General features: G+C 68.4%; 15 protein-coding genes. 11 read left to right on the forward strand and 4 right to left on the reverse strand.

Going from position 1 to position 16570, the window contains the following annotated elements; translation table 11 throughout:
- Window positions 1-115 precede the first annotated feature (115 nt).
- The 6 genes from G6N53_RS01610 (at window position 116) to G6N53_RS01635 (ending at window position 6424) form a co-directional block, all read left to right on the forward strand.
- Window positions 116-1270: a glycerophosphodiester phosphodiesterase family protein gene (locus tag G6N53_RS01610; protein ID WP_205390249.1), complete on the forward strand. Its 1155-nt coding sequence runs from the start codon at window positions 116-118 to the stop codon at window positions 1268-1270.
- 1 nt (window position 1271) lies between these two features.
- A complete protein-coding gene (locus G6N53_RS01615) occupies window positions 1272-1925 on the forward strand; it encodes a DUF4129 domain-containing protein (protein WP_163886585.1) in 654 nt (217 codons plus the stop codon).
- The gene (locus G6N53_RS01620) at window positions 1922-3073 is read left to right on the forward strand and encodes a DUF4350 domain-containing protein (RefSeq protein WP_163886586.1); all 1152 of its coding nucleotides are present in this window, start codon (window positions 1922-1924) and stop codon (window positions 3071-3073) included. Before G6N53_RS01615 ends, G6N53_RS01620 begins: the two co-directional genes overlap by 4 nt.
- 38 nt (window positions 3074-3111) lie before the next feature.
- The gene (locus tag G6N53_RS01625) at window positions 3112-4032 is read left to right on the forward strand and encodes an AAA family ATPase (protein WP_237166684.1); all 921 of its coding nucleotides are present in this window, start codon (window positions 3112-3114) and stop codon (window positions 4030-4032) included.
- 10 nt (window positions 4033-4042) lie between these two features.
- Entirely contained in the window at window positions 4043-5365 is a 1323-nt protein-coding gene (locus tag G6N53_RS01630; protein WP_163886588.1) for a DUF58 domain-containing protein, read from the forward strand.
- A gap of 171 nt (window positions 5366-5536) precedes the next feature.
- Window positions 5537-6424 carry a type IV toxin-antitoxin system AbiEi family antitoxin gene (locus G6N53_RS01635; protein WP_163886589.1) on the forward strand — a complete coding sequence of 296 codons (888 nt, stop codon included), beginning with the start codon at window positions 5537-5539 and terminating at the stop codon, window positions 6422-6424.
- Window positions 6425-6494: 70 nt separating this feature from the next.
- Here the strand turns inward: G6N53_RS01635 and G6N53_RS01640 are convergent, their stop codons facing one another.
- Window positions 6495-7487 carry a stage II sporulation protein M gene (locus G6N53_RS01640; protein WP_163886590.1) on the reverse strand — a complete coding sequence of 331 codons (993 nt, stop codon included), beginning with the start codon at window positions 7485-7487 and terminating at the stop codon, window positions 6495-6497.
- 84 nt (window positions 7488-7571) lie between these two features.
- Between G6N53_RS01640 and G6N53_RS01645 the strand changes: the two genes are divergently transcribed.
- Window positions 7572-8372 carry an RDD family protein gene (locus G6N53_RS01645; RefSeq protein WP_308206953.1) on the forward strand — a complete coding sequence of 267 codons (801 nt, stop codon included), beginning with the start codon at window positions 7572-7574 and terminating at the stop codon, window positions 8370-8372.
- Window positions 8373-8386: 14 nt separating this feature from the next.
- Here G6N53_RS01645 and G6N53_RS01650 read toward each other — a convergent pair whose 3' ends face one another.
- Window positions 8387-9733, reverse strand: a complete 1347-nt coding sequence (locus G6N53_RS01650; protein WP_163886592.1) for a carotenoid oxygenase family protein — start codon at window positions 9731-9733, stop codon at window positions 8387-8389.
- 121 nt (window positions 9734-9854) lie between these two features.
- Between G6N53_RS01650 and G6N53_RS01655 the strand changes: the two genes are divergently transcribed.
- Together G6N53_RS01655 and G6N53_RS01660 are read left to right on the forward strand one after the other, a co-directional pair.
- Window positions 9855-10382 carry a PadR family transcriptional regulator gene (locus G6N53_RS01655; protein ID WP_163886593.1) on the forward strand — a complete coding sequence of 176 codons (528 nt, stop codon included), beginning with the start codon at window positions 9855-9857 and terminating at the stop codon, window positions 10380-10382.
- 95 nt (window positions 10383-10477) lie between these two features.
- Window positions 10478-11191, forward strand: coding sequence for a PadR family transcriptional regulator (locus G6N53_RS01660; RefSeq protein ID WP_163886594.1), 714 nt, complete (start codon window positions 10478-10480; stop codon window positions 11189-11191).
- Between the two features lie 35 nt (window positions 11192-11226).
- Here the strand turns inward: G6N53_RS01660 and G6N53_RS01665 are convergent, their stop codons facing one another.
- Window positions 11227-12768, reverse strand: coding sequence for an NCS1 family nucleobase:cation symporter-1 (locus G6N53_RS01665; protein WP_163886595.1), 1542 nt, complete (start codon window positions 12766-12768; stop codon window positions 11227-11229).
- 163 nt (window positions 12769-12931) lie between these two features.
- On the opposite strand from G6N53_RS01665, the gene G6N53_RS01670 reads away from it, so the two are divergent.
- Together G6N53_RS01670 and G6N53_RS01675 are read left to right on the forward strand one after the other, a co-directional pair.
- Window positions 12932-13690 (forward strand): class I SAM-dependent methyltransferase, encoded by a 759-nt coding sequence (locus G6N53_RS01670; RefSeq protein WP_371870789.1) that lies wholly within the window; start codon window positions 12932-12934, stop codon window positions 13688-13690.
- Between the two features lie 71 nt (window positions 13691-13761).
- Window positions 13762-15249, forward strand: coding sequence for a glutamate-cysteine ligase family protein (locus G6N53_RS01675; RefSeq protein ID WP_163895302.1), 1488 nt, complete (start codon window positions 13762-13764; stop codon window positions 15247-15249).
- A gap of 11 nt (window positions 15250-15260) precedes the next feature.
- Here G6N53_RS01675 and mftD read toward each other — a convergent pair whose 3' ends face one another.
- A complete protein-coding gene (mftD, locus tag G6N53_RS01680) occupies window positions 15261-16451 on the reverse strand; it encodes a pre-mycofactocin synthase MftD (protein ID WP_237166324.1) in 1191 nt (396 codons plus the stop codon).
- Window positions 16452-16570: the final 119 nt, after the last annotated feature.

Here is a 16570-nt window from a genome sequence, read left to right on the forward strand (position 1 = left end):
GGCTTCGGATACCCGGGCTTGCAGGTACGAAACGGCACCGGCCCAGACGCACCGCCGCGTGCGGCTGGAGTGACTGACGTTGTCAATTCCAGCGACGATCGACAGGATGGTCGGCATGACGTACGACACCGGTGGCTACGGTCCGGCGGGGACACCCGCCCCCGGCGGTCCGCCCATCGGTTATCCCCCGCCCGGATACCCGGGTTACCCGCCGCCGGGATACGGCGGTTACAGACCGCCCCCCGGCTATCCACCTCCCTACGGTGGCCCGCCACCCGGCTACGGTCCGCGGCCGGCGTTCAAACCGGGCGTCGTCCCGCTGCGTCCGCTCAGCCTGTCCGACATGTTCAACGGGGCAGTGGCCTATGTCCGGGCGAATCCCAAAGCCACGCTGGGCCTCACCACCATCGTCGTGGTCGCTGCGCAGCTGTTGACGCTGGTGCTGTCGCTGCTGCCGTTCGCGTTCACCGGGCAACTCGCGCAAGCGATGGGCAGCGACGAACCCAGCGCCGAGATGCTGGTGAGCTGGGCGACGTCCAGCCTCACAGCGTCCGTCTCCACCGTCCTGTCGGCGATCCTGCTCAGCGGCCTGCTGACGGTCGTGGTCGGGCGGGCGGTGTTCGGCGCCGGGATCACGATCGGCGAGGCCTGGCGGCGCCTACGTCCGAGGCTCTGGGCGCTGATCGGGTTCACCGTGCTGCAGACCCTCGGTGCCGTCGTGTTGATCGCTCTGGTGTTCCTGCCGGTCGTGGCCGTGGCGGTCGCGACGGATGTGATGATCGCCTTTCTCTTCGGCGTTCCGCTGGTGCTGGCGCTGATCGCGGTGCTGGTCTACCTGGGCACGATGCTGACGTTCACCCCGGCGGCCATCGTGCTGGAGCGCCGCGACATCATCTCGTCGATCAAGCGGTCGTTTGCGCTGATCAAGGGCGATTTCTGGCGGGTCCTGGGCATCCGGCTGCTCGCCACGCTGGTGGCCAACCTGATCGCCGGGGCGGTCGCGATCCCGTTCAGTTTCGGCGGTCAGATCATGCTGTCCACGTCGGCGTCGGCCACGGCGGCGATGCTCGCCCTGGTCGCGTTCGCCGTCGGCGGTGCCATCGGTCAAATCATCACCGCGCCGTTCACCGCCGGTGTGGTGGTGTTGCAGTACACCGACCGCCGCATCCGGTCGGAAGCCTTCGACCTCGTTCTGCAGACAGGCGCAGCGGGCGGACCGGCAGCCTCGCCGGATTCCACCGACGACCTCTGGCTGACCCGCCAGAGCTGACATGCCGACGATCGACATCGACCGCGACGCGGCCCACGAGGCGGCCCAACGCGAGCTCGGCAAACCGATCTACCCCCGGCCGTCGCTGACCGACCAGATCCTCGACTGGATCGACGAACTGCTCTACCGGCTGGTCGCCGGCAGCGCGGACGTCCCGGGTGGCTGGTTCACGGTGTCGGTACTGCTGATCCTGCTCGGCGTCGCCGTGTTCGTCGCGGTGCGCATCGCTCGCCGCGCGATGCGCACCGACCGCAGCGAATCCGCCGGCCTGTTCGGTGGCCACGAGCTCAGCGCCGCCGAACACCGCGCGACCGCCGAAACGCATGCCGCGGCCGGGGATTGGGCGCCCGCCATTCGGCATCGGCTTCGCGCCGTAGCGCGACAACTCGAGGAGAACGGTGTCCTGGAACCCGTTCCCGGCCGGACGGCGACCGAACTGGCCCGCACCGCCGGCCGGGCGCTGCCGCCTCTGGCCGACGAACTGTTCTCCGCAGCAGAGATTTTCAACGATGTGACCTACGGTGAGCGGCCCGGGCTCGAAGAGCAGTACCGGATGATCGCTTCGCTGGACCGCAAACTCGGCACCCGAACGGCGAAGGATTCCGCCGAGTCGCCCCCCACGTCGTCGCCGCAGACATGGGCCGAGGTGCGATGACGGATTCCTCGTCGACCGTCGTCGGCGCGACCATGGGCCAGCGGTGGCGCACCGGGCGTTGGGTGCTGCTCGCCCTCGTCGTCATCGTCGGCGTCGCCGCGGCGACGGCCTACCTGACCTCGCCGGGAACCGGTGGCCGGATGGAAGCGAACTCGACGTCCCCGGAAGGGGCCCGCGCCCTGGTCACGCTGCTGCGCGACAACGGGGTGACGGTCGTCGAGGCCGACACCGTCGCGGCCGTCGAACGCGAAGCACAGCCCGGGACCCTGCTGGTGGTCGCGCAGACCGCCCATCTGTTCGGCGACGAGTTGCTCGCCCGGCTGGCGGAGGTGCCGTCCGATCTCCTCCTGGTCGAGCCGGTCGGTCAGACTCGCGAGCAGCTCGCCCCGGCGCTCCGCCGAGCGGACTCGACCAGTTTCGGTGGCCTGACCGCGGATTGTGACCTGCGGGAGGCCAGACAGGCCGGGACCGTGCACTTCGGCGCGGCCGACACCTACGAGGCGTCCGCCGCAACACCGGTGACCCGGTGCTACGACGGCGTGCTGGCGCGTTACACCGACGACGGCCGGACGACGACGGTCGTGGGCAGTGCGCTGTTCATGATGAACGAAGGGCTGCTCGAGGAGGGCAACGCCGCGCTGGCGATGAATCTGGCCGGCCAGCACCCCCGGGTGGTGTGGTATGCGCCTCAGAGCAGCGAGACCGCTGACTCCGACGGCGGGGCAACGATTTCCGACCTCATCCCGGCTCAGGTCACCTGGGTGGCCCTGCAGCTGGCGCTCGCCGTGGTGTTGCTGGCCCTGTGGAAGGGCCGCCGGATCGGCCCGCTGGTGGCCGAACGGCTGCCCGTCGTGGTGCGTGCGTCGGAGACCGTGGAGGGGCGGGGCCGGTTGTACCGTTCGCGTCGCGCCAGGGACCGCGCCGCCGAGGCCCTTCGGACATCGACACTGCAGCGGATGCTGCCCCGCCTGGGTCTGGGCTTCACGGCCGACCAGTCGACCGTCGCTCAGGCGGTCACGGCACGTTCCGGTCTGGACCCCCGCGCGGTCGGCCATACGCTGTACGGCGCGCCGCCCGCCACCGACACCGAACTAGTCACCCTCGCACGCGAACTCGACAACATGGAAAGGCTGGTCGCACAGTCGTGACACCACCCACCGAGCATGACAGCGCCCGCAGCGCGTTGATGAACCTGCGCGCCGAGATCGGCAAGGTCGTCGTCGGCCAGGATGCCGTGGTGAGCGGCCTGGTGATCGCCCTGTTGTGCCGCGGTCACGTGCTGCTGGAGGGTGTGCCCGGCGTCGCGAAGACCCTGCTGGTGCGCACGCTGGCGGCAGCGTTGCAGCTGGACTTCAAGCGGGTGCAGTTCACCCCGGACCTGATGCCCGGCGACGTCACCGGGTCGTTGGTCTACGACGCGCGCACCGCGGAGTTCGAGTTCCGAGCCGGCCCGGTGTTCACCAACCTGCTGCTGGCCGACGAGATCAACCGCACCCCGCCCAAGACGCAGGCAGCGCTGCTGGAGGCGATGGAGGAACGTCAGGTCAGCGTCGACGGCGAGCCCCGGGCCCTGCCTGACCCGTTCATCGTCGCGGCCACCCAGAACCCGATCGAGTACGAGGGCACCTACCAACTGCCCGAGGCCCAGCTGGATCGGTTCCTGGTCAAGCTCAATGTCCCGCTGCCGCCGCGAGACCAGGAGATCGCGATCCTCGACCGGCACGCCCGCGGGTTCGACCCGCGTGACCTGTCCGCGGTGAAGCCGGTCGCCGGCCCGGCCGACCTGGCGGCCGCGCGAGAGGCGGTCCGGCAGGTGCTCGTCGGCGACGAGGTTCTCGGCTACATCGTCGACATCGTCGGCGCGACAAGACATTCACCATCACTGCAGCTCGGGGTATCGCCGCGAGGGGCGACGGCTCTGCTGTCCACGGCGCGGTCGTGGGCGTGGCTGTCGGGCCGCGGCTACGTCACCCCCGACGACGTCAAGGCGATGGCCAGACCCACACTGCGGCATCGTGTCGCGCTGCGCCCCGAGGCCGAGCTGGAAGGGGCCACCGCAGACGGGGTGATCGAGGGCATCCTGGCCTCCGTGCCGGTGCCGAGATAGTTGCCGGGCAGTGATACTCACCGGACGCACCGGGTTGATCGCGCTGCTGTGCGCGTTTCCCATCGCGTTCTCCGCCCGTCCGGCACTGGCTTTCGCTGTCCTGGCCGCCGCACTCGTGGTGGCCGTCGCGGTCGATGTCGCCCTGGCAGGCAGTCCGCGCGCCCTCACGTTGACGCGCAACGGCCAGACCTCCGCGCGCCTGGGTCAGCCGGTGGCGGCGGAACTGAGCGTCGGCAACGGTGGCCGGACCAGGTTCCGCGGGGTTATCCGGGACGCGTGGGCTCCCAGCGCGCGCGCCGAACCCCGGACCCATCCGGTGAACCTTGCTGCAGGACAGCGTGTTGGGCTGCAAACCCAGTTGCGGCCGGTCCGTCGCGGTGATCAGGTCTCGGCACTGGTGACGGCCAGATCCGTCGGCCCGCTGGGCCTTGCCGGCCGGCAGCGCTCACACCGGGTGCCCTGGCAGATCCGGATCCTGCCGCCGTTCCTGTCGCGCAAGCATCTGCCGACACGGCTGGCCAGGCTACGCGAGCTCGACGGCATGACACCTGTGCTGATCCGCGGCCAGGGGACCGAGTTCGATTCGCTGCGTGAGTACGTCGTGGGTGACGACGTCCGCTCGATCGACTGGCGTGCGACCGCAAGGCGGGCCGACGTGGTGGTGCGCACCTGGCGGCCCGAGCGTGACCGGCGCGTGGTGATCGTGCTCGACACCGGCCGCACCTCGGCCGGGCGCGTGGGCGTGGATCCAACAGCACTAGACCCCGGCGGCTGGCCGCGGCTGGACTGGTCGATGGACGCCGCCCTGTTGCTGGCGGCGCTGGCCGCACGAGCAGGCGACCACGTCGACTTCCTGGCACACGACCGCGTCACCAGGGCCGGCGTCTTCAACGCCTCGCGCACCGGGTTGCTGGCCAAGCTCGTCGAGGCGATGGCGCCACTGGAGCCCGCGTTGATCGAGTCGGATCCACGCGCGCTGGTGACGGCGATCCAGCGGCGGGTGCGTCGGCGCGCACTGGTGGTGTTGTTGACCGACCTCAACGCCTCCGCGATCGACGAGGGGCTGATCACCGTGCTGCCACAGCTGACCGCCAAACACCAGGTGCTGCTGGCCGCGGTCGGCGATCCCCGGGTGGACACACTCGCCGCAGGCCGCGCCGATGCCGTGGCGGTTTACGACGCCGCCGCCGCCGAGCGCGCCCGCAACGAGCGGCGCGACGTCGCATCCCGGCTGCGGCGTTGCGGCGTCGACGTCGTGGATGCACCGCCGGAGGAGATCGCACCGGCCCTGGCCGACCACTACCTGGCGATGAAAGCCACCGGCCGGCTGTAGGGCTTTCTCCGGCGCGAGCAGACGCGAACTCGCACATTTTTCGCCGAAAACCCGCGAGGTTGTGTCTGCTCGGCGGAGCAAGCCGGGCGCGCAAATCCCCACAACGGATTCCATCCAGCGATGGCCGTCTCACCGACCAGCGCCGGTCCTGTGCGGGCTGACGATTCGAAGATGCGGACAGAGCTGGACGACCTGTTTCGACACGGCGGCGGATACGTCACCACCGCTGAGCTACTACAGGTGATGTCCCGTCAACAGCTTGATCGACAGGTGAAGAAGGGCCGGCTGGTACGCGTGTGGCACGGCGTTTACGGCCGGAAAACGCCCGATCTCATCGGCCGGTTGACGGCGTTGGATTCACACCTCGGCCAACGCTCGGTCGCGTGCCTCGGGACGGCCGCGGCTTTATACGGATTCGACACCGAGGCAACAGAGTGCGTCCATGTGCTGGACCCAGGTGTGAGGCTTCGTCCGACGGTAGGGCTGATGGTGCATCAACGTGGTGGCGCACCGCTGGAGCGCATTCGGGGCCGTCTCGCTACTGCTCCTGCGTGGACAGCTGTCGAGGTGGCCCGTGAACTACGGCGCCCACGGGCGTTGGCGACGCTGGATGCAGCGCTGCACTCGGGCAGATGCACTCCGGCCGACCTGGCTTCCGCGGTGTCGCAGCAGCGCGGTCGCCGCGGCATCGTCGCCGTCCGCGCACTCGTACAGCTGGCGGACGGACGCGCCGAATCTGCGATGGAAAGCGAAGCCCGGCTGGTGATGATCGACCACGGATTGCCGCGTCCGGAGCTTCAGTACGTGATCCGTGGCCGTGCCGGGGAGAGGTGGCGGGTCGACTTCGCCTGGCCGGAACAGCGGGTCGCCGCAGAGTACGAGAGCATCGAGTGGCACGCCGGTAGGGCCGAGATGCTGCGCGACAAGCGCCGGTTCGCCGCGGTCCAGCAGCTCGGCTGGACGATGGTCCCGATCGTCGTGACCGACGTTCGTCAGCATCCTGAGCAGCTCGCCGACCGGATTGCCGACCATCTGGTGCGCGCGTCGATCGCCAGCTGACCCGCGAGCAGACGCGAACTCGCACACTTTGGCCGAGAGTCGCACGAGTTTGTGTCTGCTCGCGGAGTAACTAGCCCGTGGGCACCAGGTCGGGCGCGTTGTCGATGTCACCCGTCTCTCCGGCCCGCGACGCCCTGCGGCCGAAATGGAACACGTAACCCAAGAACACCACCTCTGCCGCGACGCCGATCGCGATGCGCGCGAACGTCGGCAACGGCGACGGCGTCACGAACGCCTCGATCACTCCGGCCGCCAGCAGCACCACCACCAGACCGATGGCGACCGAGATCACCGCCCGGCCCTGCTCAGCCAGCACCTGACCACGCGGTCGGTTCCCGGGTGAGACCACCGACCAGCCGAGCCGCATCCCGGCGCCGGCCGCCAGGAACACCGCGGTCAGCTCGATCAGACCGTGCGGAGTGATCAGCCCGAGAAAGATATCGCCCTTGCCGGCGTCGAACATCAAGCCCGCATTCACCCCGAAGTTGGCCGCGTTCTGGAACAGCACGTAGGGAATCGGGATTCCGAGCAGGATCGAGAAGCCGATGCACTGCGCGGCGACCCACGCGTTGTTGACCCACACCTGCAGCGCGAACGAGCCCGCCGGATTCTCGCTGTAGTACGAGGCGAAGTCGTTGTTGACCAGTTGGTCGATCTCGCTCGGCGTGCCGAAGGCGGCCTGGACTTCGGGGTTACCGGCGACCCATCCGGCGATCAGGACGGCGACGACGAAGAAGCCGATCGCCGATCCCAGCCACCATCGCCACGCGCGGTAGGCGACCACCGGGAAGGACACCGTCCAGAACCGGACGAACTCGCTCCGCAGCGGGGCGTGCGCGCCGGTGACCACCGACCGGGCGCGGGCCACCAGCCCCGACAGCTTGCCGACCAGTACCCCGTCGGAGGACACGGACCGCACCATCGACAGGTGGGTGGACACCCGCTGGTAGAGGTCGACGAGTTCGTCGATCTCGGCGCCGGTGAGCTGCCTGCGCTTCTTCACCAGCCTGTCCAGCCGGTCCCAGGTCGGGCGATTCGCCACGACGAACGCGTCGACATCCACCTCGCCGATCCTAGTAGCGTGGCTGGCATGGTCGGTCAGCAAGAGCCCGTGGTGACCGGAGACGCGGTGGTCCTCGATGTCCAGATCGCCCAGGTCCCGGTGCGCGCGCTGTCAGCGCTGATCGACATCACCGTGGTGTTCGTGTGCTACATCATCGGTGTCGTGCTGTGGGCGGTGACCTTGTCGGAGGCCGATGCGGCGTTCTCCGGCGCAGTGCTGATCATCTTCACCGTCCTGGCGCTGGTGGGCTACCCGGTCATCTTCGAGACCGCCACCCGCGGCCGGTCCTTGGGCAAGATGGCGATGGGCTTGCGGGTGGTGTCCGAAGACGGCGGACCGGAACGGTTCCGCCAGGCGCTCTTTCGGGCGCTGTCCGGCGTCATCGAGATCTGGATGCTCACCGGCGGCCCCGCGGTGATCTGCAGCCTGCTCTCCCCGAAAGGCAAGCGCATCGGCGATGTCTTCGCGGGCACCCTCGTCATCAGCGAACGTGCAGCGAAACTTTCGCCACCACCGCCGATGCCGCCGCAACTCGCGTGGTGGGCGGCGTCGCTCGAGCTGTCCGGGCTCGATGCCGAACAAGCCGAGCTCGCCCGCCAGTTCCTCTCCCGTGCTGCGCAACTCAACCCCCAGATGCGAGAGCAGATGGCGCATCGGATCACCGTCGAGGTGGTCGCCCGCATCTCACCACCGCCACCACCGGGCACGCCGGCGCCGTTGATACTGGCGGCCGTCCTCGCAGAGCGCCACCGCCGGGAGCTGGGCCGGCTGCAGTCCTCGCGCCGGCCGTCGGCCTGGCCGACGCAGGGACCCACCCATCCTCGGTACCTCTCTCCGACACCGTCTCCGCCCCAGGACTCAGGTCCGTTCACCCCGCCGTCCTGACGCTCGCGCCGGAATCAGTCGGCGATCCAGTTCCCGTGGAAACCATACGGAACTCGTTGCGGTAGCTTGATTCTGGCGACGGGCGGACCGGTGAAATCGGACGCGTCGATGATCACCAGATCGCTGCCGTCGCGCGTGGGGTCGTAGACGTAACCCAGGTACCAGCCGCTGCTCTCGTCGGCGGCGCCGGCCGCGGGCACGAACACCGCTTCTCCCGGTCCGCCGGGCGCTTCCGGAGTGCCGAACCGGTGCTCGACGGCATCGCCGGTGACGAGATCGTGGCGTACCAGGCTGGCGTCGCCGACGGACACCGCGTAGCGCGCCTGCAGCGTCGCGAGCCGGTCGTCGATCCGCGGGAACTCCACGGCACGCTCGTCGAGCTGGCTTTCGGTGACCGTGCCCCGCCGCAGGTCCACCGTCCACGTCCACATCATCCCGTCGGTGTCGAATCCACCGTTCTGGCGCCATAATTCGGGGTAGCGAACCCCCTGCACGACCACGGTGTCACCGCGTTCGTAGGCGTTGGCGACGTGGAAGACGTAACAGGGGTCGATCTCGAACCAGCGCACCTCACCGTACGGGTCGTCGCGGCGCAGCAGTCCCAGCCGGGCGCCGTAGTCGTCGTCCCAGCGGTAGGGCATGTCGCCGGAACCGCTCGCCGCGATGTCGAAATCGAAGACGATGGGCAGGTCCATGAACACGACGTGGTTGGCCGTCAACGCGAAGTCGTGCATCATCGTCAGCGCCTTGACCTCGAGCGGGCGGTTGATCACCAACTGCCCGTCGGCATCCGCGCGGTGGTAGACGACATGCGGTGCGACGAGGCTGCCGTACCCGAAGAAGTGCATCTCTCCGGTCGTCGGGCAGATCTTCGGGTGCGCGGTCATCGAGTTCGTCAGCTTGCCGTCGAAGTCGTAGGCGCCCACCGTGTCGAGGTCGTTGGTGATCTCATACGGCAGCGAGGACTCGACCAGGGCGAGCGTCTTGCCTGCATGGTTGACGACGTGGGTGTTGGCCACACTGGCCCGCAGGTTGCGGGCGCCGTCTTCCTCGTAGAGCGGGAAGTCATGCTCGAAGCTCTCGGTGCGGACCCACCGGTTGCGATACCAGGCCGCGCGGCCGCCCTCGATCCGAACGCCGTGGATCATGCCGTCGCCGGTGAACCAGTGGCCCGTCGTCTCACGGGGGTTCGGCCCGTTGCGCAGGTACCAGCCCGTCACCTCGGCGGGGACCGCACCTTCGACCTCGAGGTCGAACGTCGTCAGCTCCTCGGGGACGGGGGCATAGTTCCCGCGCTGGAAGAACTCCCCGGCGCCGAACAGCGTGTTGGCCTCCGTGTGGTCTGAAGCGGTGTCGGTCATGGGCTGGACCTCCTGTCGGGTATCGGACAACGATGACACTTCATTACTGACATGTCAACGGTGGAATGTCGTCTGGTCTTCAATGCTCCAGTCCAGGAATGTCGGGCCGTACGATGCCGCCATGAGTCTTCGCTTCGCTGCCCTCGGCCTGCTCGCCCAGCATCCGGGCAGCGGATACGACCTGCTCAAGCGCTTCGAGAAGTCGATGGCCAATGTGTGGCCCGCCACCCAGAGCCAGCTCTACGGCGAGCTGAACAAGCTGGCCGACGCCGGACTGATCGAAGTGGCGGACATCGGCCCCCGCGGCCGCAAGGAATACCGCGTCACCGATGCCGGCCGCAGCGAACTCCTCCGGTGGATCGGCGATTTCCACGACGACCCGCCGATGCGCCGGCCGGACGTACTACGGGTCTTCCTGCTCGGCGAATTGCCACCCGAAGACGCCCGCAGGTACGCCGTCGAGTTCGCCGAACGCGCCGCATCTGAACTCAAACGACTTGAGCAACTGCGTGATTCGATCAACTGGGTGGATTCCGACGCCGGTTTCTACGGCCGCGCGGCACTGGAGTTCGGGCTGCGGGACGTGGCCATGGAGGAGCAGTGGGCCCGTTGGCTGGTCGCATCCATCGACGACCGCACCCGGACGTGACCGCGCTGTAGTTGTTGCATCACGATAGCTTCCGATATATCGTCAACGTATCGGAAGCGCGCAGTGTGCTTCCTGTCGAACGAAGGACAACAGACATGAACACCCCTTTCACTCCCCCGGAGAACCCGTTCGCCGAGCGCGGTCACGGCATCGGTTTCGGACCAGGCTTCGGAGCCGGCTTCAACCCCCAGGACCGTCGTGTGCTCCATGAACGGCGCAGGCAGGCCCGCCGCGAGTTTCGCGATCACGTCCGTGAGCACCGCGGCGACGCCGGTTTCGGCCCGGGCTTCGGCGGCCCCGGCGGCGGATTCGGCCCGGGTTTCGGGTTCGGCTTCGGCCCCGGCAGGCGCGGTGGGCCCCGGGGCGGCGGCCGGGGCAGGCGTGGTGACGTGCGCGCCGCGATCCTCAAGCTGCTCACCGACGGACCGATGCACGGCTACGAGATGATCCAGGAGATCAACGAGCGCAGTCAGCAGTTGTGGAAGCCCAGCCCGGGCTCGGTGTACCCCACCCTGCAGTTGCTGGTCGATGAGGGCCTGCTGGTGGCGACCGAGTCCGAGGGCAGCAAGAAGCTCTTCGAGCTCACCGAGGACGGACGCGCTGCCGCCGAGAAGATCGAGACGGCGCCCTGGGATGAGATCACCCAGGGAGCCGACCCCGCCGCGATGGGCCTGCGTACCGCCGTCGGCCAGCTGATGGGCGCGGTGGGCCAGTCCGCCCACGCGGCGACTCCCGAGCAGCAACAGCGCATCGTCGACATCGTCAACAATGCCCGCCGCGAGATCTATCACGTCCTCGGAGAGGACTGACCTGCCGAAGCCTCGGAGAGGACTGACCTGACTTCTCAGGCGGTCACGGACTGCTTCGGCGCCTCCAGCGGCTGACCCCGCATCACCAGCATGTGCAGCGCGGCACCCAGGGCGGCACCGAACACCCATGCGAAGCCTGACAGTGCGTGCAGCGCAGGCACCCACACCGCGGAGATCGCGAACACGCCCGACACCGCAAAAGCCCACAGCGCCCGGACGTTCCAGCCCCTGGTGAAGTAGTAGGTCCCGGCGGGGTCCACCGAGTAGAGGTCCTGCAGCTTGAGGTGTTGACGCCGCAGCAGGAAGTAGTCGGCGATCATGATGCCGTACAGCGGCGCCAGCACGGCGCCGAGAGTGTCGACGAACTTGGGCAGACCGGCGTTTCCGATGACCGACACCCACAGTGCCCCGATGACGAATCCCAGCGCCGCGGTGATGAATCCGGCGACCCGGAAGTTGAGCTTCTCCGGCTTGAGGTTGACGATGTCGTAGACAGGCGGAATGAAGTTGGCCACCAGGTTGATACCGACGGTCGCGACGAAGAAGGTGACCGCGGCCAGGATGGAGAGCCACACGTTGCCGACCGCGCCGACGATGTCGGCCGGGTTGGTCATGGGATCACCCTGCCCGTCCTGGAACACGATGTAGGCGCCGGCGGTGATGAACAGCGACAGCAGCGTGAACACCGTCAGGCTCACCGGCAGTCCGAGCAGGTTGCCCCGCTTCATCTCCTGATCGCTGCGGGTGAACCGGGCGAAGTCACCGAAGTTGATGATCACCGCCGAGAAGTAGGCGATCATCGTCCCCACCACCCCGACGAACGCGGCGACCGCGGCGGTGCCCTGCTTCTCCCCGGCGAACAGATCCCCGACCGAACTCAGCAGACCCGATCCGGCCTGCCACCAGATCGCGACCAACAACAGGATCATCACCGCGTAGACCGCGGGTCCTGCGAAGTTGAGGAACTTCACGATCCCGTCCAGACCCCGCACGAAAAGCCAGATCTGGAAGCCGGCCACCACGGTGTAGGAGACCCAGTCCACCCAGGTCATCCCGAGCCATGTCGCCGTCGGCGTGGCACCGAGCACGGCGTTGATCGCCAATGCCACTGCGGTGGAGGCGAAGTACGTCTGGGCGCCGTACCAGAAGATGGCCACTATGCCCCGGATGGTCGCCGGGAACATGCCGCCTCGTACCCCCATCGACGCCCGCGCCACGACGGGGTAGGGCACGCCGTACTTCACGCTCGGCCTCCCCGACCAGTTCACGAAGAACATCACCAGGGCGCCGGACAGGACGATCGCCGCCAGCACGAACCAGCCGTTGATCCCGGCGGTGACGAAGAGGCTGGCGGCGAGCGTGTAGCCCGCGAGGCTCTGCACGTCGTTGGTCCAGACGTTGAAGATCTCGAACCAGCCCCATTTTCGCTGGGCCGGTGAACTGGGGGCCAGCTCGTCGTTGTGTAGGGAACTGTGCGCGTCTGCGGCGACGAAACCGTCGGCCACGACCGCTGCGGACGGTGAAGACGCGACGACGATGGGATCCTGGCTCGGGATGTCGCTCTTGTCGATGGCCATCAGGCTCCTTCCCCTAGGCGCTGACGCACCAGGCCGATGCACGAAGATGACGTGACGCTATGACCCGGCGATTTCGGGCATGTGAGCCGCGTGTTTCCGCTGGATGACCGCACCTCGGGTCCGGGGCTGCAGCCGGGACGGTGGTTCGTCCATGATGGAGCCCATGACGATGGCGGAAGTCGATGAGATCGCCCGGATGCCGCGGGGTGGTCCGGACGCGTCATGTCTGGATCGGTTGTTGCAGACAGAGCGGCAGGAGTACCTCGACCGTGACGACGTCGACCCACGGGTGAAACGCAGCGTGGTCCGCGCGCTGGACTGTACCGGCCAGGTCTTCGGCAACCACGCGAGATTCGCCGCAATCGCCCTCGACGAGGTGGCCGAGGTCGCCGATCCGGCGATCCTGGAACTGGGCGCCGGGCATGGCGGGCTGTCGCGCAAGCTGCTGGAGTGGCACCCGACCGCCAGGTTGACGGTGACGGACGTCGAACCCGCGTCGGTGGCCGCCATTGCGGCCGGGGATCTCGGGACGCATCCGCGGGCGACGGTCCGCGAGATGGACGCGACCGCGCTGGACGCCACCGACGGCCAGTTCGACCTGGCGGTTTTCGTGTTGTCGTTCCACCACCTGCCCCCCACGGCGGCCGCGCGGGTATTCGCCGAAGGCACCCGGGTGGCGTCCAAGCTGTTGATCATCGACCTGCCGCGGCCGCCGGCGCCGCTGCACCTGCTGACGCTCGCGACGATGCTGCCGTGGGCGCCGTTCGCCCCGTTTGTCCACGACGGCGTGATCAGTTCGCTGCGCGCCTACAGCCCCTCGGCGCTGCGGGCCCTGGCCCGCCATGCCGACCCCGACATCGACGTCCAGCTACGCGGCGGGCTGCTCAGCCCCCAGGTGGTGGTGGCTTCGCGCGCTCGCTGACCCGCCGCGAGTGCGCACAGAATGACGGCAATCGCGGCGTGTCGGCGCGCAAACCCGCGCGCTCGCCGACAATGGGCGGTGTGGGTGAGGAACTGACGCACAGCGACTTCAGTCGCGAGCACCGCCGCGACTACCGGCGCAAGGTGCAGCTGTCCCTTGACGTGTTCGAGACCATGCTCGCCCAGTCCAGCTTCGACTTCGAGAAGCCGCTGACCGGCATGGAGATCGAATGCAACCTGGTGGACTCGGACTACCAGCCCGCGATGAGCAACGCCGAGGTCCTCGCCTCGATCGCCGACCCTGCCTACCAGACCGAATTGGGCGCCTACAACATCGAATTCAACGTGCCCCCGCGCCGGCTCCCCGGACGGGCCGCGCTCGAGCTCGAGGACGAGGTCCGCGCCAGCCTCAACGCCGCTGAAGTCAAGGCCAACAACCACGGCGCTCACATCGTGATGATCGGCATCCTGCCGACGCTGATGCCCGAACACCTCTCCGGACACTGGATGAGCGAGTCGAACCGCTACCAGGCGCTCAACGACTCGATCTTCACCGCCCGCGGCGAGGACATCATGATCGACATCGCCGGGCCCGAACGTCTGTCCCTGCAGACCGCCTCGATCGCGCCCGAATCCGCCTGCACCAGCATGCAGCTTCACCTGCAGGTCTCCCCCGCGGACTTCGCCGACAACTGGAACGCCGCGCAGGTACTGGCGGGCCCGCAGTTGGCGCTCGGCGCCAACTCGCCGTATTTCTTCGGCCACCACCTGTGGTCGGAGACCCGCATCGAGTTGTTCGCCCAGGCCACCGACACCCGCCCCGACGAGCTCAAGACGCAAGGGGTGCGCCCCCGGGTGTGGTTCGGCGAGCGGTGGATCACCTCGATCTTCGACCTGTTCGAGGAGAACGTGCGCTACTTCCCGTCGCTGCTGCCCGAGCTGTCCGACGAGGACCCGGTGGCCGAACTGGCGCAGGGCCGCACCCCGCACCTGTCGGAACTGCGGCTGCACAACGGCACCATCTACCGGTGGAACCGGCCGGTCTACGACGTGGTGAACGGGCGGCCGCACCTGCGCGTCGAGAACCGGGTGCTGCCCGCGGGTCCGACCGTGCTGGACATGATGGCCAACTCGGCCTTCTACTACGGGATGCTTCGAGCGCTCTCGGAGGAAGACCGGCCGCTGTGGACGAAGATGAGTTTTGCTGCGGCGCAATCGAACTTCATGGCTGCGGCACAGCACGGCATGGACGCGCGGATGTACTGGCCCGGTCTGGGTGAGGTGACCCCCGACGAGTTGGTGTTGCGGCAGCTGCTGCCGATGGCCGAGGAGGGGCTGCGGCGCTGGGAGGTCGCCGCCGACGTGCGCGACCGCTACCTCGGGGTGATCGAGGGGCGCGCCAAGACCGGACGCAACGGTGCGGCATGGCAGGCCGCCGCGGTCGGCGCATTCCAGGATCGCGGCATGAGCCGGCCCGCGGCGCTCGCCGAGATGCTGCGGTTGTACTGCGAGCAGATGCATTCCAACGACCCGGTGCACACCTGGGACCTGCCAGGCTGACCGGCGGCGGACTACAGCCCGAGATCGCGCCTGAAACCGGCGGGCACCACCAGGTCCGCGGCGCTGAGGTCGTGCACCGACGACAACCCCAACCCGAGCAAAGCGGAGTCGATTCCACCGCGCAGGATGTCCAGCACGTTCTCCACGCCGGCCTGCCCGCCGGCGGCAAGGCCCCACAGATAGGCACGACCGATCATCACCGCCCTGGCCCCGAGCGCGACGGCCTTGACAACGTCACTGCCGCGACGGACACCCCCGTCGAGCACGATCTCGACCTGCTGGCCGACCGCCTCGGCGATCGCCGGCAACGCCCGGATCGGGGCCGGGGTGCCGTCGAGATTGTTGCCACCGTGGTTGGAGACCGAGATCGCGGTGACGCCGGCGTCCACCGCGCGTTTGGCGTCGTCGACGCGCATCACGCCCTTGAGCATGAACGGCCCGCCCCACTGTTCACGCAGCCAGGAGATGTCCTCCCAGGTCGGCAGCGGGGTCTGCATCCACTCCCCGTAGGCGCCGAAGAACGTCGGCGCGGCCCCACCGTCGGCCAGATTCGGTGCGCTCAGGTCGGGCACGCGGCCGGCCCTGGCGAAGTCGAACAGCCAGCGTGGCCTGCGGACGGCCTCCGGTGCGAAGCGCAGCATCGCGCGCAAGTCCATCTTCTCCGGGATCGCGGGACTCCCCCAGTCACGGCCGCTGGAGAACGACCAGTCCGTGGTGATGATGAGGCCGACCGCGCCGGCTGCACGGGCGCGTTCCATCCGACCGACGAGCTTGTCCCGGCCGCCCGTCCAGTACATCTGGAAGAAGGTCTGCGGGTTGACCGCCGCGACCTCCTCGATGGGCTTGCTGGCGAACGACGACAGACCCATGGCGGTGCCGCGGGCGGCGGCCGCACGTGCCACCGCCACCTCCCCGTCGGGATTCACCGCCTGCACTCCGGTCGGTGAGATGATCACTGGAAGCGACAGCGACTGTCCCATCACGGTGGTCGCCATGTCACGCTTGCCGGAGAGTCCGGCGATGTGCGGCGCGAAGCCCAGCTCGCCGAAGGCCGACAGGTTGTCGGCGACGGTGATCCCCTGTTCCGACCCGGCGACCAGCGCGCTGTAAACGCTTGGTGGCAGCCGCTTCTGCGCGCGGCGCTGTGCCTCTGCGGTGGTTTCGAACCAGTCCACGGCGGTCCCCTCAACAACGGCTCTCACGGATGCTCCGAAGTTATGCCACCCTGCGCCCGGCGGGAACTCGCCTATCGGGCAGTCACCTACCCGGCCGGACAGGCCTCACATTGCGGCCGTTCGGTGCGCGCGCTACCCCTGATCAC

Source organism: Mycolicibacterium hippocampi, assembly GCF_010723735.1.
In the GTDB taxonomy this organism is placed as follows: Bacteria; Actinomycetota; Actinomycetes; order Mycobacteriales; family Mycobacteriaceae; genus Mycobacterium; species Mycobacterium hippocampi.